We start from the raw sequence: 22,866 nt of genomic DNA, 5'->3' as shown, positions 1-22,866 counted from the left end.
TTAGGATGCAGTCAGTATCTGGCTGACGTAGCGGGCGACCGCGCGGACCGCGCCCATGGTCACGGGGTAGTCCATGCGTGTCGGGCCCAGCACGCCGAGCCGGGCCAGTTGCGTGTCGGCGGAGCCGTATCCGGCCGCCACGATCGACGTGCCACGAAGTCCGGTATAAGGGTTCTCCGACCCGATCCGCACGGTTATCGCGGAAGTATCGGTGGTCTCTCCGAGCAGGCGGATCAGCACCACCTGCTCCTCCAGCGCCTCCAGTACCTCACGCAGGCCGATGGTGAAATCGGCCGCGGCGAGGTTGGCGGCTCCGGCGATCACGATCCGCTCGTCGTGCCTCTCGACGAGCGTCTCCAGCAGCACGGACAGGATGGTCACGATGATCGAACGGTCCTCGGCCGGCACCCGGTCGGGGAGGTCGGCCACCGTGTCCGGCACCTCGGCGAGGCCGCAGCCGTCGAGGCAGGCGTTGAGCAGGGCCCGCAGGTGGGCGATGCGCGCGTCGTCGATCACGTCGGGCAGCTCGATGACGCGCTGCTCGACCCGGCCGGTGTTGGTGATCAGCACCAGCATCACGCGCCGCTCGGCCAGCGGGACCAGCTCGATGTGGCGGACCGTCGAGTGCGTGAGCGCCGGGTACTGGACCACGGCGACCTGGCGGGTGAGCTGCGCCAGCAGCCGCACCGTGCGGGTCACCACGTCGTCGAGGTCGATGGCCCCGGCCAGGAAGGACTCGATCGCCCTGCGCTCGGCCGACGACAACGGCTTGACCTGCGAGAGGCGATCGACGAACAGGCGGTAGCCCTTGTCGGTGGGCACCCGGCCCGCGCTGGTGTGCGGCTGGGTGATGTAACCGAGCTCCTCCAGGGCCGCCATGTCGTTGCGGACGGTGGCCGGGGAGACGCCGAGGTTGTGCCGTTCGGTCAGCGACTTCGATCCCACCGGCTCGTTCGTGGACACGTAGTCCTCGACGATGGCACGGAGTACCGCGAGCTTTCGGTCGTCGACCATGTGCCCACCTCCCTGCGATCCGCGTCCGTTCACTGAGAAACGACAGGGCTGGCACTCTGTGTTCCCGAGTGCCAAGTGTACGGCCACCGTGCACAGGGTGCGATAACAGCGGGTGGGTAAGATCCCCTGACCCGGTCGCGTAGGCGGATGAGACCGCCGTTCCGGAACCTTGCAAGTGTTCTGCAAGACCATTGATCGCGCCCTTTGCTAGCGTCGGCGGACATGTACGGGCGTGACGTGCTCGCCGGAGACCGGCGACGACCGAACAAGGGTCGGATCCCCCAGGTGCCGGCAGAGCGCGATCTGGTGGTGGAAGACCCCGACAGCGGCTTCTGCGGCGCGGTGGTGGCCTGTGACAAGGAGGCCGTCACGCTGGAGGACCGCTTCGGGCGGCGCCGGGTGTTCCCGCTGGAGCCCGCGGGCTTCCTCCTGGACGGCAAGCCGGTGACGCTGGTGCGCCCCTCCGCCACGCCGGGCGGCGCCCCCCAGCGCAGCGCCTCCGGGTCGATCGCCGTGCAGGGCCTTCGGGCGCGCGTGGCCCGCGAGAGCCGCATCTACGTGGAGGGCGTCCACGACGCCGCCTTGGTCGAGCAGATCTGGGGCCACGACCTGCGGGTGGAGGGCGTGGTCGTGGAGTACCTGGAGGGCGTCGACCACCTCCCCGACATCGTGGCGGAGTTCGAGCCGGGGCCTGGCAGGCGTCTCGGCGTGCTGGTGGACCACCTGGTGAAGGGGTCGAAGGAGAGCCGCGTCGCGGCGGCGGTCGCCTCACCGGACGTGCTGGTGGTGGGGCATCCGTACATCGACATCTGGCAGGCGGTGAAACCGGCGGCGGTGAACATCCGCGCCTGGCCCGAGGTGCCGAGGGGCACGCCCTGGAAGGAGGGGGTGATCGCCGCCCTGGGGTGGCGGCTCGACCCCGCCGAAGCCTGGCGGCGCATCCTCGGATCGGTGACGTCCTACACCGACCTGGAGCCCGAACTACTGGGCAGGGTCGAAGAACTTATCGACTTCGTAACCACCACTCCGGGAGACGATTAGCGGGCCCGGCCGATGCGATAGACGTGTACGACTTCCAAGGAGTTGAGACCCCGAATGAACGACCGCCCCGACGAGCCGCGCGACGCACCGCGCGAGCAGCAGCCCGGCTACGGGCAGCAGTCCGGCCATGGCCAGCAGCAGGGCTACGGGCAGCAGCCCGGTTACGGCCAGCAGCAGGCGTACGGTCAGCAGCCCGGCTATGACCAGCAGGGATACGGTCAGCAGCCCGGCTATGACCAGCAGCCCGGTTACGGCCAGCAGCAGGCGTACGGTCAGCAGCCCGGTTACGACCAGCAGGGATACGGCCAGCAGCAGGGCTACGGCCAGGCTCAGGGCTACAACCAGGCGCCCCCCGGCTATGGCCAGCAGCAGGGCTATGGCCAGGGTTACGGACAGCCCGGCGGATACGGCCAGCAGCAGGGTTACGGACAGCCCGGCGGCGGATACGGCGCGTACGGCTACGGCGCGCGGCCCGGCACCGACGACACCACCATGGCCATGCTCGCCCACCTGCTGGGCCTGCTGACCTGGTTCGTCGGCCCGCTGATCGTCTACCTGATCAAGAAGGACCAGTCGCCCTACGTCCGGCGGCAGGCGGCCGAGGCCCTGAACTTCCAGCTCACGCTGCTCATCGGCTGGTTCATCTCGTTCATCCTGGCGTTCTTCATCATCGGGGCGTTCCTGATGCTCGCCCTGTGGATCGGCGCCCTGGTGTTCGTCATCCTGGCGTCGATGGCCGCCTACCGCGGCGAGGACTACCAGTATCCGATCAACATCCGCATGGTCACCTGACCGGGGCGCTCACACCATCAGGTCGCGGATCAGCCCGTCGGCGAGGAGGCGCCCGCCAAGGGTGAGGACCATCCGGTCCTCACCGGCGAGCGCCTCTCCGTCGAGCAGCCCGTCGGCCGCCGCGCGCTCCACCACGGGGCGGGCGGCCGGGTCGACCTCTGCCACCGGGTGCCCGGTGACCAGCCTGAGCTGGAGCATCAGCCGCTCCACCGCACGGTCCCGCTCCGACAGCACCTCGCGGGCGTGCGCGGGCGACACACCCTGGGCCAGGCGGGCCGAGTAGGCGGCCGGGTGCTTGACGTTCCACCAGCGCGTGCCGCCGACGTGGCTGTGCGCGCCGGGGCCGACGCCCCACCAGTCGCCGCCGGTCCAGTAGAGCAGATTGTGCCTGCACCGCGCCGCCTCGGTGGCGGCCCAGTTCGACACCTCGTACCAGCGCAGCCCGGCGGCGGTGAGCATCTCGTCGGCGATCAGGTAGCGGTCGGCGGCCACGTCGTCGTCGGGCATCGGCAGCTCGCCACGCCGGATCCGGGCCGCGAGCCGGGTGCCGTCCTCCACGATGAGCGAGTAGGCCGACACGTGGTCGGGGCCGGCGTCCAGCGCCGCCGCGAGCGAGCCGCGCCAGTCGGCGTCGGACTCTCCGGGCGTGCCGTAGATGAGGTCCAGGTTGACGTGCTCGAAACCGGCCGCGTGCGCCTCGCGTACGGCCTGCGCGGCCCGCCCCGGCGTGTGCCGCCGGTCCAGCACCCGCAGCACGTGCTCGCCCGCGCTCTGCATGCCCAGGCTCACCCGGGTGAAGCCGCCCTCGCGCAGGACGGCCAGCGCGGCCTCGTCCACCGACTCGGGGTTGGCCTCCGTCGTGACCTCCGCCCCTTCGGCCAGCCCGAATTCGTCGCCGATCGCGCGCAGGATCCGCACCAGGTCGCCGGGCGGGAGCAGGGTGGGCGTGCCGCCGCCGACGAACACCGTCTCGGCGCGCGGGGGCGTGGCACCGGAGCGTTCGAGCACCCGGCGCGCCATCCGGATCTCCGCGATGGCGGTGTCGGCGTAGTCGCGGGGAGACGCGCCCGGCCCCAGCTCGTCGCCGGTGTAGGTGTTGAAGTCGCAGTAGCCGCAGCGGGTGACGCAGAACGGCACGTGCACGTAGAAGCCGAACGGCCGGGAGCCGAGGCCGCGCAGCGCGGGCGCGGGCAGCTCGCCGGACTCGGGCACGGCTTCGCCGTCGGGCAGGGTGGCAGGCACCCCTTCAGTCTGCCGTCACCGGGCGAGTGCGTCGGCCGTCCGGCTTGGCGTTCCAGCTTTTGGGGCGAACCGCAATGGCATGGATCGTGAATCACTACTCTCTGTGGCGACCTGCCCGGGATATGCTACGAGCACCCCTCAACGGAGCGCCGATGGACGAGATCCACAGTGCGAGCGGCTCGCCGCCCCAGGAACCACCCGCGCCACCTCAGGAACCACAGCAGTCCCACGTGCCCGCGACCGGGCAGGACGACGAGCGGGAGGCCACGCGGGCCGTCCACGCCGGGTCACAGCCCCTCGCCGCACCACCCGCGGGGCCGCCCACCGGGCCACAGCCCTTCGCTGGACCACCCACCGGGCCGCGGCCCCGCACCGCACCGCCCGTCGGGCCGCCCGCCGATCCCCCACCACCGGGGGCGCCTCCGGGGGCACCGCCACAGGCCGGCGCGGCGGGCTACCAGCCACCGCTGCCGCCGCCCGGGGGGCCGCCGCTGCGAAACGCCACCCGCTACCTCTGCGCGGGCGCCTACCTCGACCAGCGGTTCCGCGACCGCGTGCTGCGCGAACTGCTCGACGACCGGCACCGCGCCGTCGCGCCGTCCTACGGCGGCGTCGATCTGATCCCCGTGCTGTCGCACTGCCTGCGGGCCGAGCGGCTCACCGTGCTGCGCGACGTCTTCGTCACGCTGCTCCTGATGCTGTGCCTGTTCGTGCCGCCCGCCATCCTGATCGTGCTGACCCTGCTCCCGCTCGCGCTCTGGACCCTCCCCGGCCTTCGCCAGGGCGGCGTCCTGACCAAGGCCGTGCTGTGGGGCCTGACGGCGGCGGCGGTGATGTTCGTCGTGCTGCCGCTCTTCGCGGCCGACCTGTTCGCCGGCGAGTACGACCTGCTGACCGGTGAGTACACCTCCGGAACCCTGAGGCTCGGCACGATGGCGATACCGATCCTCATCGCCGCGCTGCCGTTCGTGGTCGCGCTGGGCTACCGCGTGATGTGGTACCTCACGCTGTCCGAGCGCCTGAAGCCCGGCGCGCACGACTCCGCCCCCGACGACACCACCCCGCACGACGATCGCCTGCAGTACATCAACCGCGCGCAGTGGGGCAACATCACCCTCTACGGCGACGAGAACCCGTTCGTGGGCGCGGGCCACATCCGGCGGTCCTGGTCCATCGCCGTCGAACTCGACCGCAAACAGCCCACCGGAGCCGACCTGCGCCGGCCGCGCGCCCCCAGACGCAGGGAGCAGGTCGAGATCGACAGCGTCGACCTGCACGACTTCGTGCGCGACCGCCTGCACCAGATGCGCGACGCCGTGGGCGACCCCGCGCAGCGCGTCGAAGGGCTCCACATCACCGACCACCTGGCCGTGCGAGGCACCTTCACCCGCCGCGACTGGCCCGACGCCAGGGCCCGCGACTGGAACACCCCCGCGCACAGCCACCCGCTGATCGACTCCGACACCGGGATGCCGCACTACGAGGCACCGAAGGACACCATCGACGCGGTGACCAGGCATCCGCAGGGCGGCGTCCGCCACTACCAGCGGGTCACCGTCAACGTCGAGGGCCAGGAGATCAGGAGCGCCCACGACCTGCTGCTCTCCCCCGCCGAGGACCGCGAGATCGTGGTGTCCGCGTTCATCCACCTGGCGGTCGAGGGGCGGATGCTCTACACGCAGCTCGTGGTCACGCTGCTGCCCCCGGTCAGGGCCGACTTCCACGTGATCGACATGCTGCCCTCGCTGCCCCGGCCGATCGTGGTGTGGCGGGCGGCCAAGGCGTCGCCGTACGACCTGGTGGCCGACGTGCTGTTCGGGCCCGCGCGGCTGGTCAGCACGGTCTGCCGGAACGCCGTGCGCGGGATCCGGCAGCGCAACCCGGCCCGCTACCTGGTCTATCCCTTCGGCGCCCGGGAGAGCGTCCGCGAGATGGGCGCCGCGCCCAGAGTCGACCGGTTCATGCAGGTCCTGGACGCCGACAAGTACACCAAGCTGATCGAGCAGCGGCTGACCGAAGCGGTGCTCGACTACCTGGAGGCCCGCGACATCGACACGGCGGGCTTCCGCGACCAGGCCACGATGCTGATCAACAACGGCGCCATCATCTCCGGCGGCAACGTGAGCGGCCCGGTCGCGGCCGGCTCCCACGCCTCGGCCAGGCAGCACCAGCACGGGCAGGCACAGCAGGGCGGGGGCGGGAAGTGACCGAGGTCAACAAGGGCATCCAGATCAGCGGCGGCAACGTGCAGGGGCCGATGGCGGTCGGCGCGAACGCGCGAGCCGAGCAGTACATCGGCGCGAGCCGGGCGAGCGAGGACGACGTCGCCCGGCTGCTCGCCCGGATTCGCGAGCTGGTCGAGGAGCACCGCGCCGAACTCGGCGACCAGGCACGGCCCGCGCTGCGAGAGGCCGACCGGATCGAGGCCGAGCTGGCCGAGGACGACCCCGACGCCGACTTCCTGTCCGACTCCCTGGATCGGATGACGCGCCGCGTCACGGCCGTGACGACCCTCACCCAGGCGGTCGGCGCCCTGGCCGCGCTCATCCTGAACTGATCACGTCGGGGCCGCGTGCGGCTACGCGGCCTCGGGGGCGATCCAGACCGGGGTCCAGCCGGGCGCCTCGTGGAAGCGGCGCAACTCGGCCAGGCCGCTCACGATACCGGTCCAGCCCGGGTACGGCGGGCGCCGCGTGTCGAACCCGCTCTGCACGAGGGTGAGCCTGGTCTTGCCGCCCGACCCGGCGAGCTCCCAGGTGGAGACCCCGAAGCCGGCGCCCCAGTCGATGGTCAGCCGCTCGTCGGGGACCAGGTCGAGGATCCTGGCCGGGTCGGGGTCGGCGTCGAGCCCGCCCATCGCGTACCGGCCGCCGACATGGGGCTCGATCCCGATCGGCATGCCGAACCAGGCGGTGGTCTTCTCGGAGTCGATCAGCGAGTCGTAGACCGCGCTCACCGGCGCGGCGATCAGCGCCTCGGCCCGCAGCTCGGCGGAGGTGAAGTCGACCTTGATGGGCTCGTCGCCTTCCAGGTGGGCGACCAGGTTGGCGATCGCCAGCGCCCAGAAGGTCTGCAGGACGCCCCGGATGCTCCTGCCGGTGATCACGTCCTGGAAGTCGAAGTGGGTCTGGGTGAGCGTGAGGAGGGTGGACTCAGCGGTCTCCTCGGCAAGGCCGATCTCGGCCGTGGTCTCCTCGCCGTCGAGCAGCCACGTGAACCGCAGGCCGTTGTCGTCGGCCCGGGTCAGCGTCTGGTGGGGGGCGTCGCCCTCGGGGGTGTAGCGGCCCCAGAAGTGGTAACGGTCCGGCAGCTCGACGTCCGCGTACTCGGCCAGCCAGACCCGCATCGCCTCGGGGTCGGTGAGCGCGTGCCGTACCTCCTTGATGGGCGCCGGCACGCGGGCGGTCATCGTCAGCGGTTCGGTCACCGTTCGCTCCTCCTCGAAACACCTTTTGAGAAAATCACTCTTTACATAAAAGTGTCATTTGTCAATATCGCCGGGAAGGTCACCCCAGGTGGCGGGGTGGATCAGATCTCGTGCGGGGCCCGCGTCGGCAGGCCGTGCTCCTCGGCCACCGGGTTCCACAGCGCGAGGAACTCCTCCTTCGCGCTGGTCGCCTTGGTGGAGGACGACAGGCCGCTCTGGTAGTCGGGATCGCCGGTCCAGTCGGAGTCGCAGTCACCGGCCCGGCGGCGGCCCCAGGTCAGGAAGCTCTCGTCGGCGTCGAGCGACGCCTGCAGGGCGCTGGTGAGGCGCTCCTTGATGCCCTCGCCGTCGGTGAAGGCGTCGACCTGGAGGGAGCCGATCTTCTCGACCTGCTCGCGGCGGGCGTCGGTGACCCGCTGGACGGTACTGATCGCGGAGTCGGTGTCACTGCACTCGCGCAGGCTGGTGAGCGCGGGGCCGAGCCCCGACCGCGCGCCTCCGCTGTCGGACAGCAGGTCGTCGACGGCCTGCGCCTGCTCCTTCGCCCCGCCGCCGGTACCGCCCGACTCCTCGGGGTCCGCGGTGGGCTCATCGGACGCGCCCTCCGTCGGCTCCCCGGTCTCCCCCGGCTCACCGGAACCGGTGCCCGTGGAGTCCTGCCCGGTCGATGTGGACGGCGCGCTGACGGGCGTCGTGCCGGGGGTGTTCCCGCGCATCACGAACCACATCACCCCGGCCGTGACCACGGCCGCCATCACGGCCGCGACGACAGGCCAGAGCACCCGCCTGCCACGCCCGCGCGGCTCGTCACCGCCGTTCCCACCCCCAGACCAGACCTCGGTCTCCCCAGAACGCCCCGGCTCACGCCAAGCCCCTCCGCCCTCCCCAAGCCCCCCATAAGCCTCCCCGCCCCCAGGCGCAGGCTCCCCAAAGAACGCCGTAGCCGCGGGCCTCTCGCCCCACGCCCCGGCGGGCGGACCGAGGGAACCAGAAGAGGAGGGAGAACCCGGATCCACCGAGCCGGGACCACCCGAAGGCCCCGAGCCCCCAGCCCATGCGGCCCCACCGACCAACGTCGGGCCAGACCCGCCCCCCTCCCGCCGCCCAGGGTCGGCCGAGCCGGAGGCCCCCTCAGAACGGCCCACAGCGCCTAAGGGGCCAGAAGCGGGCCAGCGCCCCTCGGGGCCACTGGAAGAGGCGGTAGAGGACGGACCGGCCGCCCCGGGGCCACCCGATGCGCCCGCCGCGCCCGACCACGCAGGCCCAGCCGAAGCCCCTGCCCCGCCCGCCGCGTCCTCCGATCCACCGACCCACGTCGGGCCGGAGGCGGACGGGGCGGTGGGGCCGACTGGTGCGCCTCGGCCGCTGGGCCATGGGGAACCTGGCGACGCCTCTGCTCCGCCGCCCGGGCCCTCCGATTCGCTGGGCCATTTGAATCCGCCGCGGCCGAGGGCGCCTGGGTCGGTGGGGCCGAAGGCTCCGCCGTATTCGCTGGAGCGGGCGGTGCGGTCGTCCGGGGGGTTCGGGGCGGAGGGGGCTTCGGGGAGGACGGGCCAGCCGCCGGGCTCGTAGTGGGTGGCCTCGGGGCGGACACGGCGGGTGGTCTCAGCGGACTCGGACGACTCGGCGGGCTCCTCGCCGGTGGGGCGGGAGTGCCTGCCGTACGGGAAGGCGTGGCGGGGGCGCGGTGGGCGGGCGTCGGGACGGCCCGGTGGCGGGGAGGGTGACGACGACTCGGGCGAGGAGGAGCCGAAGCTCTGGGGCCGGGGGACGGCGCCCTCGGCGCGCTGGGGTGGCGTGCCGGACGCGCCCCAGCCGCCCGAAGGCCCGGACGGCGGGTCGGTTGCAGAGGACTCGGCCGGTGTGCCACATCTGGGACACCGTCCGAGATCTCCGACATGCACCCCGCATCTCCGGCACGCACGCTGGTCGTCCATCCGCAGCCCCACCTCCAGCCGTCGGCGGCCGGGCCCGATGACCCGCCCGCCGGGAGGAAAGCACCCGTGTAACCGTACCTTCAGGACGCCGGCACCCGCAGCCCTCGCCGACCACCTACCGCGAGGTTAACCGAGCGGGCCCGTTCGGCGGCGGAATAATTCCCCGCCACCGTTGACTCGGCGTGCGCGCGGTTCTACGATCCGGAACATCTTTAAGGAAAGTTTCCTATAAGTTGCCGTCAAGTCCGCAGCGCATTCCACCACCCCCCAGCCGTGGAGTTCACGTGGTCAGACTCGGAAGGTACATCGCCGCCACCGCCTCGGCCGTCGCCCTAGCCGCGACGGCCGTGGCCCTGCCGGCCCAGGCTCAATCGCTCGACCGCGACCGCCCCTCGCACGACGACCGCTTCAAGCGCGTCGGCTACTTCGTGCAGTGGGGCGTCTACGAGCGCAACTACCACGTCAAGGACCTTGAGGCGAGCGGCGCCCCGCGCAAGCTCACCCATATCAACTACGCGTTCAGCGACGTCACCGCACAGGGTGTCTGCAAGTCCTCCGACCCCTGGGCCGACTGGCAGCGCCCCGTGCCCGCCGAGCAGAGCGTGGACGGCAAGGCCGACGCCGAGAACCAGGTGATCAAGGGCAACCTCAACCAGTTGAGGAAGCTCAAGGCCCGCAACCCCAACCTGAAGATCCTGATCTCCCTCGGCGGCTGGACCCTCTCCAAGTACTTCTCCGACGCGGTGCTGACGCCGGAGGCCCGCACCAAGTTCGCGTCCTCCTGCATCGACCTGTGGCTCAAGGGCAACCTGCCCGACCTGCCGCCGGGCGCCGCCGCGGGCATCTTCGACGGCATCGACCTGGACTGGGAGTGGCCCGGCTCGCCCGGCGAGGTGGGCAACGTGGTCCGGCCCGAGGACAAGCCGAACTTCAGCCTGTTCCTGGCCGAGCTGCGCAAGCAGATGAACGCCTACAACCGGCGCGCGCAGATCACCGCCTTCCTGCCGGCCGCGGCCTCCAAGATCGACCCGGGGATCGAGGTCCCCAAGGTCTTCAAGGAGCTCGACTTCGCCACCGTCCAGGGCTACGACCTGCACGGCCCCTGGGACGCGAAGACCGGCCACAACGGCAACCTGTACACCGACAAGCGCGACCCGTACCCGGTCCGCTTCAGCGTGGACCAGACGGTGCGCGACTTCATCGACCGGGGCGCCCCGCGTCGGAAGATCGTCGTCGGCGTGCCCGCCTACGGCCACGGCTGGACCGGCGTCAAGGGCGGCGACGGCCTGTGGCAGCCCGCCACCGGCCCGGCTCCCGGCAAGTTCGCCGCGGGCTCCGAGGACTACAAGCTCCTCAAGGGCAAGCCTGGCAAGCGCTACCGAGACCTGCGCACCGGCGCGCTGTGGATGTACGACGGTAACGAGTTCTGGTCGTACGACGACCCGGTCTCGCTCACCCAGAAGGCCCTCTACATCAGGGCCAAGGGCCTCGGTGGCTCGATGATGTGGTCTCTCGACCAGGACGACGAGAAGGCATCGCTCACCTCGGCTCTCTACCGGGTTCTCCGCTAAGCGGAGGCCGTCCCACCAGACCGGGCGGGGTCGCGTGTCCTGGGGTCAGTGCGCGCCCCCGCCCGTTTCACCTTTCCTCACCGTTTCACCCCGGATCTCCCGCTCAGGCGGCGCCGAGGACGCGCTGGGCGACGCGGTCCCATTTGTCGCTCCGCCCCGGTACGTCCAGCACGCGCCGCAACAGGTCCTTGTCGCCGTGGTAGGCGCGGAACGCCTCGGCGATGGTGACGCCCTCCTCGGGGCGGTGGACGATCTCGATCGGGTCGCCGGCCTGGACCTCGCCCTCGGCGAGCACACGGAAGTAGGCGCCGACACGCCCCGCAGCGGTGAAGCGCTTGACCCAGCCGGGTTCGTCCATCCAGTTGCGGAACGTCACGCACGGCACGCGCGGGGCCGTCACCTCGATCAGCGCGCCGCCCGCCCGCCACCGCTCGCCGAGCAGCGCGCCGGTGAGGTCGGGACCCTCGGTGGTGAGGTTCTCGCCGAACCTCCCATCACGCAGGTCGCGGCCGAGTTCGCGCTCCCACCACTCGTAGTCTTCGCGGGCGTAGGCGTAGACCGCCTGGTCGAGACCGCCATGGCTGGCGGTGTCGCCCTGTTCGTCACCCTGCAGGCCGTATTCGCCGACGTGTGTCGGCCCGGTCACGGGCGACTTGTCGATCGCCGTCCGCCCGGGCGCACCCGCCCATTCGGCGTCGGCCACCCGGCCGACGTTCACCGAGACAACGCGCATGCGGCCGACGCTAGCCGACGTCCGGCGGCTCGGGCCAGCCGTTATCGGCGGACGGCGCGCGCCCGCCCTGCGCGGGCAGCAGCGACGCGAGCTGGAGCACCGGCTCGACCATCGCCTGACGCGCCTCCTCCGGCGAGCCCTCCCCCGGTCCTTCGCCGCCGAAGCACGCCGCGGCGGCATCGAGGACGGCGTAGAGCACCGTCGAGTCGGGATAGGGCACCTCGACCAGGATCGTGCCGTCGGGCGCGACCTCGGTGAGCTTGACATGATCGCGCAGGATCCGCTGGATCTCCGCGGCCATCGCGCTCCCCAGCATCGCGGCCCGCACGAACCGCTCCGGGTGTGCAAGGACCGCCTGACCTTCCTCAGCCACAACCGAACCTCCCGTTCGCACACAAGTTCGATCAAACGCTATGACATGACACTGACAATTTCCCGCCGCGCCCATGAATTCAGCTCAGTATGGACATATGCGAATTCGTATAGGAGATGTGTCGCTCTACTTCGACGTCGATGGAAGCGCCCTCGTCCCCGAGGGGCCCTGCATGGCGGAACGGCCCACGATCATCGCCCTGCACGGCGGCCCCGGCGCCGACCACTCGCTGTTCAAACCGGTCTTCGACGCCGCCACGGACTTCGCCCAGGTGATCTATCTGGACCAGCGCGGCAGCGGCAGATCCGACCGCGCCGACCCGCGCACCTGGACGTGGGAGCGGTGGGCCGACGATGTCACCGCCTTCTGCGACGCCCTGGACATCGCCGCCCCGGTGCTGGTGGGCACGTCCAGCGGCGGCTGGGTCGCGCTGACGGCCGCGATCCGCCATCCCCACCGCTTCGCGGGCCTGGTCCTGGACAGCGTCATGCCAGGGCCCTCAGAGGAACGCCTGGCCGTCTTCGAGCGCCTGGGCGGCCCGGAGGCCCGGGAGGTCGCCCGGCGCTACTGGAGCGGCGAGCGGGGCCAGGAGATACGGCAGGCGTGGGAACGCGTCTGCCTCCCCCTTTACTCCCGCCACCCGGGCGGCCACCCCGACGCCAAGGACAGGTTCCACCGGATCCGCTGGAACAACGACGTCCTCGACCACTTCCGGCACACGCTCGCCGGCTCCTTCGACCCTTGGGACCGCTTATCCGGCGTGCTCTGCCCGACGCTCATCCTGGCGGGCGCGGACGACCCGGTGGCCACACCGCCGGCCGCCCGCCGTCTCGCGGACGGCCTCACCGGGACGCCGGCCGTCCTGCGGGTGCTGCCCGAGAGCGGGCACGGCGTCTTCCGCGAGGTGCCCGAGCGGGCGTTCCCGCTGCTGCGCGACTTCCTGTGCCGGTGCCCGGGGCACTCGCCGTCGTAGGGCCGCGCCGAACCGGGTTTCCGCTACTTCTTGGGCTTGTCTCCGGAGGAGTCGGTGGACAGCGCGGCGACGAACGCCTCCTGCGGCACCTCGACGCGACCGACCATCTTCATCCGCTTCTTGCCCTCCTTCTGCTTCTCCAGCAGCTTGCGCTTCCGGCTGATGTCACCGCCGTAGCACTTGGCCAGCACGTCCTTGCGGATGGCGCGGATGTTCTCGCGGGCGATCACCCGGGCGCCGATGGCGGCCTGGATGGGCACCTCGAACTGCTGCCGTGGGATCAGCTCACGCAGCTTCTTGGCCATCTCGACGCCGTAGGCGTAGGCCTTCTCGCGGTGCACGATGGCGCTGAAGGCGTCGACCGCCTCGCCCTGCAAGAGGATGTCGACCTTGACCAGATCGGCCTCCTGCTCGCCGGAGGGCTCGTAGTCGAGCGATGCGTAGCCGCGGGTGCGCGACTTGAGCTGGTCGAAGAAGTCGAAGATGATCTCGGCCAGCGGGAGCGTGTACCGGATCTCGACACGGTCCTCGGACAGGTAGTCCATGCCGAGCAGGGCGCCGCGACGCCCCTGACACAGCTCCATGATCGCCCCGATGTGGTCCGACGGGGCCAGGACGGTGGCCTTGACCACGGGCTCGTGAATGGTCGCGATCTTGCCCGAGGGGAACTCGGACGGGTTGGTGACGATCAGCTCCTTGGAGTCCTCCATCACCACCCGGTAGATGACGTTGGGGGCGGTGGAGATCAGCGAGAGGTTGAACTCGCGCTCCAGCCGTTCACGGACGATCTCCATGTGCAGCAGGCCCAGGAAGCCGCAGCGGAAGCCGAAGCCGAGCGCGGCGGAGGTCTCGGGCTCGTAGACGAGCGCGGCGTCGTTGAGCCGCAGCTTGTCGAGGGCCTCGCGCAGCTCGGGGTAGTCGTCGCCGTCGATCGGGTAGAGCCCGGAGTAGACCATCGGGCGCGGGTTGTCGTAGCCGCCGAGCATCTCCTGGGCGGGGCGCACCGCGGAGGTGACGGTGTCGCCCACCCGCGACTGGCGGACGTCCTTCACGCCGGTGATCAGGTAGCCGACCTCGCCGACGCCCAGACCGGCGGCGGACACGGCGGGCTCGGGCGAGATGACCCCGATCTCCAGCGTCTCGTGCTGGGCGGTCGTGGACATCATCAGCAGCCGCTCGCGCTTGCCCAGGTGCCCGTCGATCACCCGGACGTAGGTGACCACGCCCCGGTAGGTGTCGTAGACGGAGTCGAAGATCAGCGCCCGCGCGGGCCGGTCGGCCCGGCCGACCGGAGCGGGGACCTCGGCGACGACCTTGTCCAGCAGCTCGGCCACGCCCACGCCGGTCTTGCCGGACACCCGCAGCACGTCGCCGGGCTCGCAGCCGATCAGGTGGGCCAGCTCCTCGGCGTACTTGTCGGGCTGCGCCGCCGGGAGGTCGATCTTGTTGAGCACCGGGATGATGTGCAGGTCGGCGCTCATCGCCAGGTAGAGGTTGGCGAGGGTCTGCGCCTCGATGCCCTGCGCGGCGTCGACGAGCAGGACCGCGCCTTCGCACGCGGCCAGCGACCGCGACACCTCGTAGGTGAAGTCGACGTGGCCGGGCGTGTCGATCATGTTCAGCACGTACTCGGCGCCGTCGACCTGCCAGGGCAGGCGCACGGCCTGCGACTTGATGGTGATGCCCCGCTCGCGCTCGATGTCCATCCGGTCGAGGTACTGGGCGCGCATCTGGCGTTCCTCGACCACGCCGGTGAGCTGCAGCATGCGGTCGGCGAGCGTCGACTTCCCGTGGTCGATGTGCGCGATGATGCAGAAGTTCCTGATCACCGCGGGATCGGTCTGGCCTGGCTGGATGCGCACCGGAGTCCGTTTCGGCTGGGCCGCTTAGAGCGGGGTGGGACAGCGCCGGAGCCCTCTGGCTTTGCTCGGTCGGCTGTTGCTTGCGGGCGCCGGATCCAGCCGGCGCCTGTCTGCAAGTTTAGCGAGGAGCCCGGCGCGCTCGGCCCACCCGGCCCGTCCGGTACGCGGCTTTGACGCCGGGGGCCGCCGCTGGGCGACAATGCCGGATGAACACCGCGAAGATCGTGGCGCGCCGCGTGGCCCGCCTGGGGGCCTGGGGGCTGGTCGTGCTGCTCGTCTGGACCGGCGCGCTGGCCGCCGCGTTCGGCGCCCAGTACGCCGGCACGCCCGCGTCGTGGGCGGGCACCACCGGCCGTGACGCGCTGTGGCTCGGGCACGCGTGGGTGGACGGCAGGCGCACCGAACGCGACCTCGACGCGCTGGCGGCCCGCCTGCGCGGCACCGGCATCCGCGATGTCTACGTGCACGCCGGGCCTTTCGAGTGGGACGGCAGGTTGGACCCCGCGAAATACCCCAACGCACGAAATTTCCTGAGCTGGTGGCGCGCCCGCCTCCCCGACGTCCGCGTCTCCGCCTGGCTCGGCCAGGCCGTCAAGGACGGCCTCGACCTCGACGACCCCGCCGCCCGGCGGCGGGTGCTCGATGGAGCCCGCGACATCATGGCCACCGGCTTCGACGGCGTCCACTACAACTTCGAGCCGATCGGCGACGGCGACGCCGAGTTCCTCGACCTGCTCGACCGCACCCGCCCCATCGTCGGCGAGCGGGGCCTGCTGACCACGTCGGTCCCCCAGGTCGAGCCGTACTCGGGGCTGCGCCCGATCGCCCGCGCCGTGCTCGGCCACGACAAATACTGGTCGCGCGAGTACCTGACCGAGGTCGCCGCCAGGAGCGACCAGGTGGCGATCATGACCTACGACGCGTTCCTGCCGGTCACCTCGCTCTACGGCGGCCACGTCGCCCGCCAGGCGGCCATCGCGCTGGAGATCCTCCCCGAGGACGGCGCGGACATCCTCATCGGCGCGCCCGCCTACCACGACCACGGCGTACCGCTGCTGGACGCCGCCGAGAGCGTGGCCGCCGCCGCCGAGGGGGCCCGGCTCGCGCTCACCGAGTACGGCAGGCCCAGGCAGGGCTTCGGCCTCGCGCTGTACGTAGACTTCGCCGCGACCGAGGAGGACTGGGCGGAATATCGCCGGTACTGGACGCGTGACCGGTAGACTGCACGCGAGAGTACCTGGCCGCTTAATTTGAGCTGCGCGCCGCAGACTTGGTAACCTGTTCAACTGCGTGTGGCGCGCCCTCTCAACTTGCCCGCGCGCCCCATCCAACCGACCTGCAGACCGAGGCTTCCTTCGTGGCGAACATCAAGTCCCAGATCAAGCGCAACCGGCAGAACGAGAAGCACCGGATGCGCAACAAGGCTGTCAAGTCGTCCCTGAAGACGGCGATCCGCAAGTTCCGTGAGGCCGCCGAGCAGGGTGGCAATCCGGACGAGGCCGTGGCGCTCATGCGCGCCGCCTCGCGCCAGCTCGACAAAGCCGTCAGCAAGGGCGTCATTCACAAGAACCAGGCGGCCAACCGCAAGTCGGCGATCGCCAAGCGCGCCGCCGAGCTGACGGCTGCCGCCAGCTGAACCGCGCGCCCAGCGACGATCGGCATCACGCCGCACTCCCCGCTACGGGGGTGCGGCGTTTTCGCTTTCCCGGCCCTCTCCGAGGCTCCGGGAGCGCTAAACCGCCGCACGGCCCGCGGAATGTCACGATTTCGATATCACATCCGCATAGACGCGAGATATCGGGTGCACAACCGTGGTAGGCGCCCTCTTGCCCCGTACCCGAGCCCTCCTCAATGGTGCATACGGCAGTCGGAACCGGTGATCATCACGGGAGGCGGATCGCATGCGGGGGAGGGTGCCGCTCGTCCTGCGACGCGCGCTGAGCGAGCCGTTGCTGCTCCTGGCCGCCCTCGGCTCGATCCTGCTGGCCACGACCACGCTCGTGGCGCTGAGCACGTACGCGTCGTCTGTCGTGGACATGGGCGTACGGCGGGCCGTGCAGACCGCCACGGTGCAGACCACCTCGGCGGGGATCACCTCCACCGTCACCCAGGACGGCTTCGCGGCGCTGGACACCGCCGTACGCGACCGGATGCGCGCGGCCTACCAGGGGCTGCCGGTCACGGTCGGCGTCAACGCGCTGTCCGACTCCTACGCGATGCCCGGCCAGGAAACGCGTAAGACCCCGGACCTGACCCGTTTCGGGGTCTTCGAGAACATCGACCGGCACGCGCGGCTGGAGTCCGGCCGCTGGCCCGCCCCGGCGTCCGAGTCCGCGTCCTCCGTCGAGGCGGCCGTGTCGCAGACGGCCGCCCGCGTCATGGGCGTCACGGCTGGCAGCGAGATCACCGTCGCCTCCCGCCTGCGCGGACGCCCGCCGGTGCGCGTCGCCGTCACCGGCGTGTTCGCGCTGAACGACCCCTACGATGGCCGCTGGACCGCCGAGCGCCTGCTGACCAGCGGCGTCGAGACCGGCGAGTACTCCACCTACGGCCCGCTGGTGGTGCCCAGGGAGACCTTCGCCGCGCGGTTCACCACCAGCGTCGCCGCCACCTGGCTCGCCGTGCCCGACCTGCGCCCGCTCCCGCCGGACCGGCTCGGCGCGCTGGCCGACTCGGTCGGCGCGCTCACCCGGATCGACGACAAGGCGCTGCCCGGCTGCTCGGGCTGCGCCGCGCACAGCAGCCTGCCCGCGATGTCGGCCCAGCTCACCACCGCCGCGTTGGTCGCCCGCTCCACCATGATGGTGCCCATCCTGCAACTGCTGCTACTGGCCGCGTACGCGCTGATGCTCACCGCGCGGCTGCTCGCCGACCACCGCCGCATGGAGGTCGCACTGCTGCGCTCACGGGGCGCCGGCACCGTGCGCCTGGCCGCCCTCGCCGGGGGCGAGGCGCTCATCGTGGCCGTCCCCTGCGCGCTGGCCGCCCCTTTCCTCGCCGCGCCACTGCTCCAGCTCGTCGCCTCCATTCCGTGGATCAAGGCCAGCGGGGTACGGCCCGCCTCGGCCGCCGACCCCATGGGGTTCCTGGTGTCCGGGCTGGTCGCGCTGGCCTGCGCGGTGCTGCTGGCGCTGCCCGCCGTGCGCGGGGCACGCCGTACCTACGTCGAGGAGCAGTCGGCGCGCGGGCGCGGCGACCGCAGCGGGCTGTTCCAGCGGGCCGGGGCGGACATCGCACTGCTGGCCGTCGCTGCGCTGGCGATCTGGCAGCTTCAGCACTACGGCGCGCCGGTGACCGCGACCAGCGGCGGCGGGCTCGGCCTCGACCCACTGATCATCACCGGTCCCGCGCTCGCCCTGCTGTGCGGTGGGATGCTGGGCCTGCGCCTGGTGCCCAGGGTGTCCGCGCTGGCCGAACGGATCACCTCGCGGCGCGTCGGCCTGGCCCCCGCGCTCGGCGCGTGGCAGGTCAGCAGGCGTCCGATGCGCTATTCCGGCCCCGCGCTGCTGCTGACCATGGCGGTGGCCATCGGGGTGGTGTCCATGGCGACCGCCTCGACCTGGCGCGGCTCTCAGGAGGACCAGGCCAGGCACCAGGCCGGGGCCGACCTCCGGGTGGCCGGATCCGCCGAGGGCGCCGAGCTGGGCCCGCTCGGCCGCGGCACCGCATACGCGGCGCTGCCCGGCGTGGCCGCGCTGAGCCCCGCCTACCGCAGCAGCGGCGAGTTCGGCGGCAACCAGGTGACCATGCTCACCCTGAACGCCGACCGGATCCCCGGCCTGATCAACCTGCGCGCCGACCTGTCGGACGCGCCGCTCGCCGCGCTCGCCGCCCGCCTGGCCGAGGGCAGGCCCGAGACGTCCGCGCTGCCGATCCCCGGCACGCCGTCCGAGCTGACCGTCGCCGTCCGCGCCGAGACGCAGACCGGGGTCCCCGGCGAGCTCAGGATGACGATCGAGGACGCCCTCGGCGTCCGCCACGACCTCCGCCTCGGCCCGCTGCGGACCGGCGCCAGCGAGGTGACGGCCGACCTGGCGGCGCTGACCGGGCGCACCGGGAAGCTGAGCCACCCGCTGTCGGTGCGCGGGTTCACCGTGTCCGCCCCGCCCGGAGGGGGCCGCTTCACGGTGGCCGTCGAGAGCGTCCGCGTGCGGGGCGGCGAGGCGCTCGCCCTGCCGCAGGGCGTCCAGTGGGGCCACCAGGCGCTCGGCGGCCAGGCCACGGCGGGTGAGGGCGACCTCAAGGTCAGCGGGGACGACGGCCTGTTCACCGTCGAGGCCGCCGCAGGACCGGCCCGGGTGGCCCTGGTGCCGCTTCCGCAGGGCACGCCCGGCCTGGCCGGGACCGCCGCCGCGCCGCTGCCCGTCGTGATCACCCGCGAGCTGGCCACGGCCGAACGGCTGACGACCGGGCAGCGGGCCAGCGTCACGTTCGACCAGCGGCCCACGGCCGTGTCGATCGCCGGGATCGTCGAGACGCTTCCGGGCTCCGCGAACGGACGGCCCGCCGTCCTGGCCGACTGGGAGACCACCCAGGCGCGCGACCTGATGGCGGGGGCGCCCTCCCGGCCCGCCACCGAATGGTGGCTGGCCGCGCGCGGCGGCGACACCGCCCCCGCCGTGGCCGAACTGGCCCGCCACCCGACGTGGGAGCAGACGGTGGTGGACCGCGTCGCGCTCACCCGCGACCTGCGCGACGACCCGCTGGCCAGTGGCCTGCAGGGGGCACTGATCCTCGGCTTCGCCGCCGCGCTGGTGTTCGCCCTGCTCGGCTTCCTGGTCAACGCGGCGGTCGCGGCGCGCGAACGCGCGTCGGAGTTCGCCATCCTGCGCGCGCTGGGCATGAGCTTCCGCCAGGTGCTCGGCCTGCTGGCCGTCGAGCAGGCGTTCCTGATCGGGTTGTCGCTGCTGGCCGGGACCGGCCTTGCGGTGGCCGTCGCGGCGCTGGTCGTCCCGCACATCGTGGTGACCGGGCAGGCCACCGCCGTCACGCCCGGCGTGCTGCTGGACATTCCGTGGCTCGCCACCGCCGCGTTGCTGGTGGTCGTGGCCGCGCTGCTGTTCGTGATCGTCGCCGGGCTCGCCAGGACGCTGCGCAAGCAGGGCCTGGGCGGCGCGCTTCGGGTCGGGGAGGATCGGTGAACGTGCGTGTGCTGGCCACCCGGGTGCACCCGGGGGCCGCGGCGGTGCTGGCCGTACTGACGCTGAGCGCGTCGCTGCTGATCGGCGGGCTGCCCAGGGCCGTCCAGGGCGCGTACGACGCGGCCCTGCACGACGTCATGAACGGCTCCCCCGCCACCCGGACGGATCTGATCGTCACGCAGACGCCGCAGACCGCCGAGGAGACCATCCCCACCGCGGACGGGTTCTCCAGCGCCGACCGGCGCTGGTGGGGCCTGCTGTCGCCCGAGTTGCGGGCGGTCGCCGAGAGCGGCCCGGCGTCACGGACGCACTACAGCGCCAAGACCGAACAGACCCCCGTCTCCGGGCGGGCCGGCCCGGGCCACCAGAACTACCAGTTCGTCAACATCGGCTGGCTGTCCGACGCCGAGCGCCGGGTCCGTTACGTGGAGGGCAAGCCCCCCGCCGCGGTGACCTCGCTGCGGCAGACCGGCAAACCCGAGATCCCCTGCTTCGACATCGCCCTCACCAAGGAGGCGTCGCAGCGGATGGACCTGCCGGTGGGCACCGTCCTGCTGCTCGGCCACAGCGACGTGGTCGCCGCCCGCGTGACCGGGATCTTCGAGCCGCTGCGGCCAGCCGACCGCTACTGGGACCACAACCGCGACCTGCTCCAGGTCAGGATCCAGGCACAGCCGGGCGCCGACAACAACGAGACGCACATCACCGGCCTCACCTCCGCCGCCACGCTGCCCAAGCTCAACGGCGACTCGCGCCAGCTCAGCTACCGGTGGATCATCCCGGTCGGCTCGGAGAAGCTGAACGCGCGCAACGCCGACGGGGTGATCGACGCCACGGAGGCGTTCACCGACGCGGCCGGGACGCTGGTGATCGGCAGATCGGTCGACCAGGGCGCGCTGCCGGGCGGCGGCAGCCCCGGGCGGGCCACCACCGGGCTCGGTACCCTGCTCGGCGACTTCCTGCTGCGCCTGGGCAACGCCGAGTCGCTGCTGCTGCTCATCCTGGGCGGGCTCACCGCGGTCGCGCTCGGCGTGATCGCGCTGGGCGTGCAACTGCTGACCGACCGGCTGCGGCCCACCCTCGGCCTGATGCGCGCCCGCGGCGCTTCCCTTGGGCAGGTCGTGGGCACCGGCGCGGGAGTGGTCGCGCTGGTGAGTGTCCCGGCGGCGCTGGCGGGCTACGGGCTGTCCTACCTGGTGCCCGGGCCGGTGACGGCCTCCGCGCACCTCGGGCCCGTCGCGCTCGCCGTCACGGCCGTGCTGTTCGCGGCCGGCCGGGTGGCCGTGACGCACCGCACGCCGCTGCACGACCGGCGCGACGACATGGTCGCCCGGCGCCCCTCGCCACGGCGGCTGACCGTGGAGATCGTCGTGATCGCGCTCGCACTCGGCGGGGCCTACCTGCTGCGCACCCGGGGCCTGACCACGTCGGTGGCCGAGCGGGGCGCCGACCCGTTCCTGATGGCGGTGCCGGTCGCGCTGACCGTGGCGTGCGCGCTCATCACGGTGCGCTGCTACCCCTACCCGCTGCGGCTGATCGCGTCGCTGGCCACCCGGCGGCCGAGGGCCGTGCCGTTCCTCGGGCTCACGCTGGCCGCGCGGGCCAGGTCGTTCAGCGCGCTGCCGGTGCTGATCCTGCTGCCCGCGCTGACGGTCTCGGTCTTCGCCTCGGTGATCGCGGGCGGGCTGACCGCCACCCAGCGCGACGCGGCCTGGCAGCGCGCCGGAGCGCACGCGCGGATCGAGAGCACCGTGGCCATCCCGCCGGACGCCGTCGAGCGCGTACGGCGGACGGCGGGCGTCCGCGACGTGATCCCCGCGGCCAAGGGATCCGTCCAGATCGGGCGGGGCAGCGTGTTCGGCACCGGCTTCGCCGTCGATCTGAACGCCTACCGGCGGATCCTCGCCGGTACCCCGCTGTCGATGCCCGCGGCCCCGCCCGACTCGCCGGGACCGGACGTGCCCGCGCTGGTCAGCCCCGAGCTGGCCGGCAACTCCACGCTCCAGATCGGGTGGAGCGCCCGGTTCAGCGTGGCCCCCAAGGGCACCATCACCACCCTGCCCGGCCTGACCGGCAAGCCTCGCGGCCTGATCGTCGTCCCGCTGGACGCCAACGAGCGCGCCGGGACGCGTACCGAGATCAACACCCTGCTGATCAGCGGATCCGGCCTGGACCCCGCCCGCCTGGCCGCCGCCGCGAACCTGTCCGTGCCGCCCATCGTGACCACGGTGGACGACGAGCTGCGCAAGATCACCTCCACCCCGCTGGCCGGTACCGTCCAGACCACGCTGCTCGTGGTGACGCTGGCCCTGGCCGCGTACGCGCTGCTCGCCGTCCTCATCGTGCTGGTGATCACCGGCGCCGACCGTGACACCGCGCTCACCTACCTGCGCACGCTCGGCATGTCCGAACGGCAGGCGCGCGGCCTCACGGTGCTGGAGATCACCCCCATGATCGTGCTGACCGCGCTGGCCGGGCTGCTGCTCGGCCTGGCGCTGCCCGCCGCCCTCGGTCCCGGCATCGATCTCAGCGTCTACGCGGGGAACGCCCAGATCGACGGTTACCCCATCGACGTGCTGACCCCGGTGCTGCTGACGGCGGGACTCGCGGCGGTGGCGGTGGCCGGGGCGTTCGCGCACGCCGCCGTCGCCCGCCGCCGCGCCCTCGGCGGCGCGCTCAGAGTCGGCACAGATTGATCGGCACAGATTGATCGGCACGGACTGAGTTGACAGAGACTGAGTTGGCACAGACTGAGAGGTG

17 protein-coding genes are annotated in these 22,866 nt (G+C 72.0%); 10 read left to right on the top strand and 7 right to left on the bottom strand.

Annotated elements, in window-relative coordinates:
- On the bottom strand, positions 1–1,014 hold the full coding sequence (gene hrcA, locus P3X83_RS16015) for a heat-inducible transcriptional repressor HrcA (RefSeq protein WP_277305855.1): 1,014 nt from the start codon (positions 1,012–1,014) through the stop codon (positions 1–3).
- A gap of 222 nt (positions 1,015–1,236) precedes the next feature.
- On the opposite strand from hrcA, the gene P3X83_RS16010 reads away from it, so the two are divergent.
- On the top strand, positions 1,237–2,055 hold the full coding sequence (locus P3X83_RS16010) for a DUF3097 domain-containing protein (protein ID WP_277305854.1): 819 nt from the start codon (positions 1,237–1,239) through the stop codon (positions 2,053–2,055).
- Between the two features lie 54 nt (positions 2,056–2,109).
- The gene (locus tag P3X83_RS16005) at positions 2,110–2,847 is read left to right on the top strand and encodes a DUF4870 domain-containing protein (protein WP_277305853.1); all 738 of its coding nucleotides are present in this window, start codon (positions 2,110–2,112) and stop codon (positions 2,845–2,847) included.
- Between the two features lie 9 nt (positions 2,848–2,856).
- On the opposite strand, the gene hemW is transcribed toward P3X83_RS16005, so the two are convergent.
- A complete protein-coding gene (hemW, locus tag P3X83_RS16000) occupies positions 2,857–4,089 on the bottom strand; it encodes a radical SAM family heme chaperone HemW (RefSeq protein WP_277305852.1) in 1,233 nt (410 codons plus the stop codon).
- A gap of 152 nt (positions 4,090–4,241) precedes the next feature.
- On the opposite strand from hemW, the gene P3X83_RS15995 reads away from it, so the two are divergent.
- Complete coding sequence (locus P3X83_RS15995; protein WP_277305851.1) at positions 4,242–6,296, top strand: hypothetical protein; 2,055 nt, start codon at positions 4,242–4,244, stop codon at positions 6,294–6,296.
- Positions 6,293–6,646: a hypothetical protein gene (locus tag P3X83_RS15990; protein WP_277305850.1), complete on the top strand. Its 354-nt coding sequence runs from the start codon at positions 6,293–6,295 to the stop codon at positions 6,644–6,646. Before P3X83_RS15995 ends, P3X83_RS15990 begins: the two co-directional genes overlap by 4 nt.
- Before the next feature lie 21 nt (positions 6,647–6,667).
- Here P3X83_RS15990 and P3X83_RS15985 read toward each other — a convergent pair whose 3' ends face one another.
- The gene (locus P3X83_RS15985; protein WP_277305849.1) at positions 6,668–7,516 is read right to left on the bottom strand and encodes an SRPBCC family protein; all 849 of its coding nucleotides are present in this window, start codon (positions 7,514–7,516) and stop codon (positions 6,668–6,670) included.
- A gap of 101 nt (positions 7,517–7,617) precedes the next feature.
- Positions 7,618–8,298 carry a hypothetical protein gene (locus tag P3X83_RS15980; RefSeq protein WP_277305848.1) on the bottom strand — a complete coding sequence of 227 codons (681 nt, stop codon included), beginning with the start codon at positions 8,296–8,298 and terminating at the stop codon, positions 7,618–7,620.
- A gap of 1,439 nt (positions 8,299–9,737) precedes the next feature.
- Between P3X83_RS15980 and P3X83_RS15975 the strand changes: the two genes are divergently transcribed.
- Positions 9,738–11,024, top strand: a complete 1,287-nt coding sequence (locus P3X83_RS15975) for a glycoside hydrolase family 18 protein (protein ID WP_277305847.1) — start codon at positions 9,738–9,740, stop codon at positions 11,022–11,024.
- 103 nt (positions 11,025–11,127) lie between these two features.
- Here P3X83_RS15975 and P3X83_RS15970 read toward each other — a convergent pair whose 3' ends face one another.
- Both P3X83_RS15970 and P3X83_RS15965 read right to left on the bottom strand, forming a co-directional pair.
- Complete coding sequence (locus P3X83_RS15970; RefSeq protein WP_277305846.1) at positions 11,128–11,757, bottom strand: MOSC domain-containing protein; 630 nt, start codon at positions 11,755–11,757, stop codon at positions 11,128–11,130.
- 10 nt (positions 11,758–11,767) lie between these two features.
- Positions 11,768–12,130 (bottom strand): hypothetical protein, encoded by a 363-nt coding sequence (locus P3X83_RS15965; RefSeq protein ID WP_277305845.1) that lies wholly within the window; start codon positions 12,128–12,130, stop codon positions 11,768–11,770.
- Between the two features lie 97 nt (positions 12,131–12,227).
- Here P3X83_RS15965 and P3X83_RS15960 point away from each other — a divergent pair, with 97 nt between their 5' ends.
- Entirely contained in the window at positions 12,228–13,103 is an 876-nt protein-coding gene (locus P3X83_RS15960; protein ID WP_277305844.1) for an alpha/beta hydrolase, read from the top strand.
- Between the two features lie 23 nt (positions 13,104–13,126).
- On the opposite strand, the gene lepA is transcribed toward P3X83_RS15960, so the two are convergent.
- Positions 13,127–14,965, bottom strand: a complete 1,839-nt coding sequence (gene lepA, locus P3X83_RS15955; RefSeq protein ID WP_277305843.1) for a translation elongation factor 4 — start codon at positions 14,963–14,965, stop codon at positions 13,127–13,129.
- A gap of 206 nt (positions 14,966–15,171) precedes the next feature.
- Between lepA and P3X83_RS15950 the strand changes: the two genes are divergently transcribed.
- The 4 genes from P3X83_RS15950 to P3X83_RS15935 all read left to right on the top strand — a co-directional run bounded on the left by P3X83_RS15950 (position 15,172) and on the right by P3X83_RS15935 (position 22,802).
- Positions 15,172–16,185, top strand: coding sequence for a hypothetical protein (locus P3X83_RS15950; RefSeq protein WP_277305842.1), 1,014 nt, complete (start codon positions 15,172–15,174; stop codon positions 16,183–16,185).
- A gap of 137 nt (positions 16,186–16,322) precedes the next feature.
- Positions 16,323–16,601 (top strand): 30S ribosomal protein S20, encoded by a 279-nt coding sequence (rpsT, locus tag P3X83_RS15945; RefSeq protein ID WP_277305841.1) that lies wholly within the window; start codon positions 16,323–16,325, stop codon positions 16,599–16,601.
- A 265-nt stretch (positions 16,602–16,866) separates the two neighbouring features.
- The gene (locus P3X83_RS15940) at positions 16,867–20,106 is read left to right on the top strand and encodes an ABC transporter permease (RefSeq protein ID WP_277305840.1); all 3,240 of its coding nucleotides are present in this window, start codon (positions 16,867–16,869) and stop codon (positions 20,104–20,106) included.
- Entirely contained in the window at positions 20,103–22,802 is a 2,700-nt protein-coding gene (locus tag P3X83_RS15935; RefSeq protein ID WP_277305839.1) for an FtsX-like permease family protein, read from the top strand. Before P3X83_RS15940 ends, P3X83_RS15935 begins: the two co-directional genes overlap by 4 nt.
- Positions 22,803–22,866 lie beyond the last annotated feature (64 nt).

Source organism: Spongiactinospora sp. TRM90649 (assembly GCF_029382225.1).
In the GTDB taxonomy this organism is placed as follows: domain Bacteria; phylum Actinomycetota; class Actinomycetes; order Streptosporangiales; family Streptosporangiaceae; genus Spongiactinospora.
The sequence above is the reverse complement of the archived record's forward strand: the minus strand, read 5'-3'. Positions and strand labels throughout refer to the sequence as shown.

Bases quoted from the DNA above. Each gene is read 5' to 3' on its own strand.
- P3X83_RS15940 (WP_277305840.1), top strand. From the start codon at position 16,867: ATGCGGGGGAGGGTGCCGCTCGTCCTGCGACGCGCGCTGAGCGAGCCG.
- P3X83_RS16005 (WP_277305853.1), top strand. From the start codon at position 2,110: ATGAACGACCGCCCCGACGAGCCGCGCGACGCACCGCGCGAGCAGCAG.
- hrcA (WP_277305855.1), bottom strand. From the start codon at position 1,014: ATGGTCGACGACCGAAAGCTCGCGGTACTCCGTGCCATCGTCGAGGAC.
- P3X83_RS15970 (WP_277305846.1), bottom strand. From the start codon at position 11,757: ATGCGCGTTGTCTCGGTGAACGTCGGCCGGGTGGCCGACGCCGAATGG.
- P3X83_RS16010 (WP_277305854.1), top strand. From the start codon at position 1,237: ATGTACGGGCGTGACGTGCTCGCCGGAGACCGGCGACGACCGAACAAG.
- P3X83_RS15960 (WP_277305844.1), top strand. From the start codon at position 12,228: ATGCGAATTCGTATAGGAGATGTGTCGCTCTACTTCGACGTCGATGGA.
- P3X83_RS15995 (WP_277305851.1), top strand. From the start codon at position 4,242: ATGGACGAGATCCACAGTGCGAGCGGCTCGCCGCCCCAGGAACCACCC.
- P3X83_RS15950 (WP_277305842.1), top strand. From the start codon at position 15,172: ATGAACACCGCGAAGATCGTGGCGCGCCGCGTGGCCCGCCTGGGGGCC.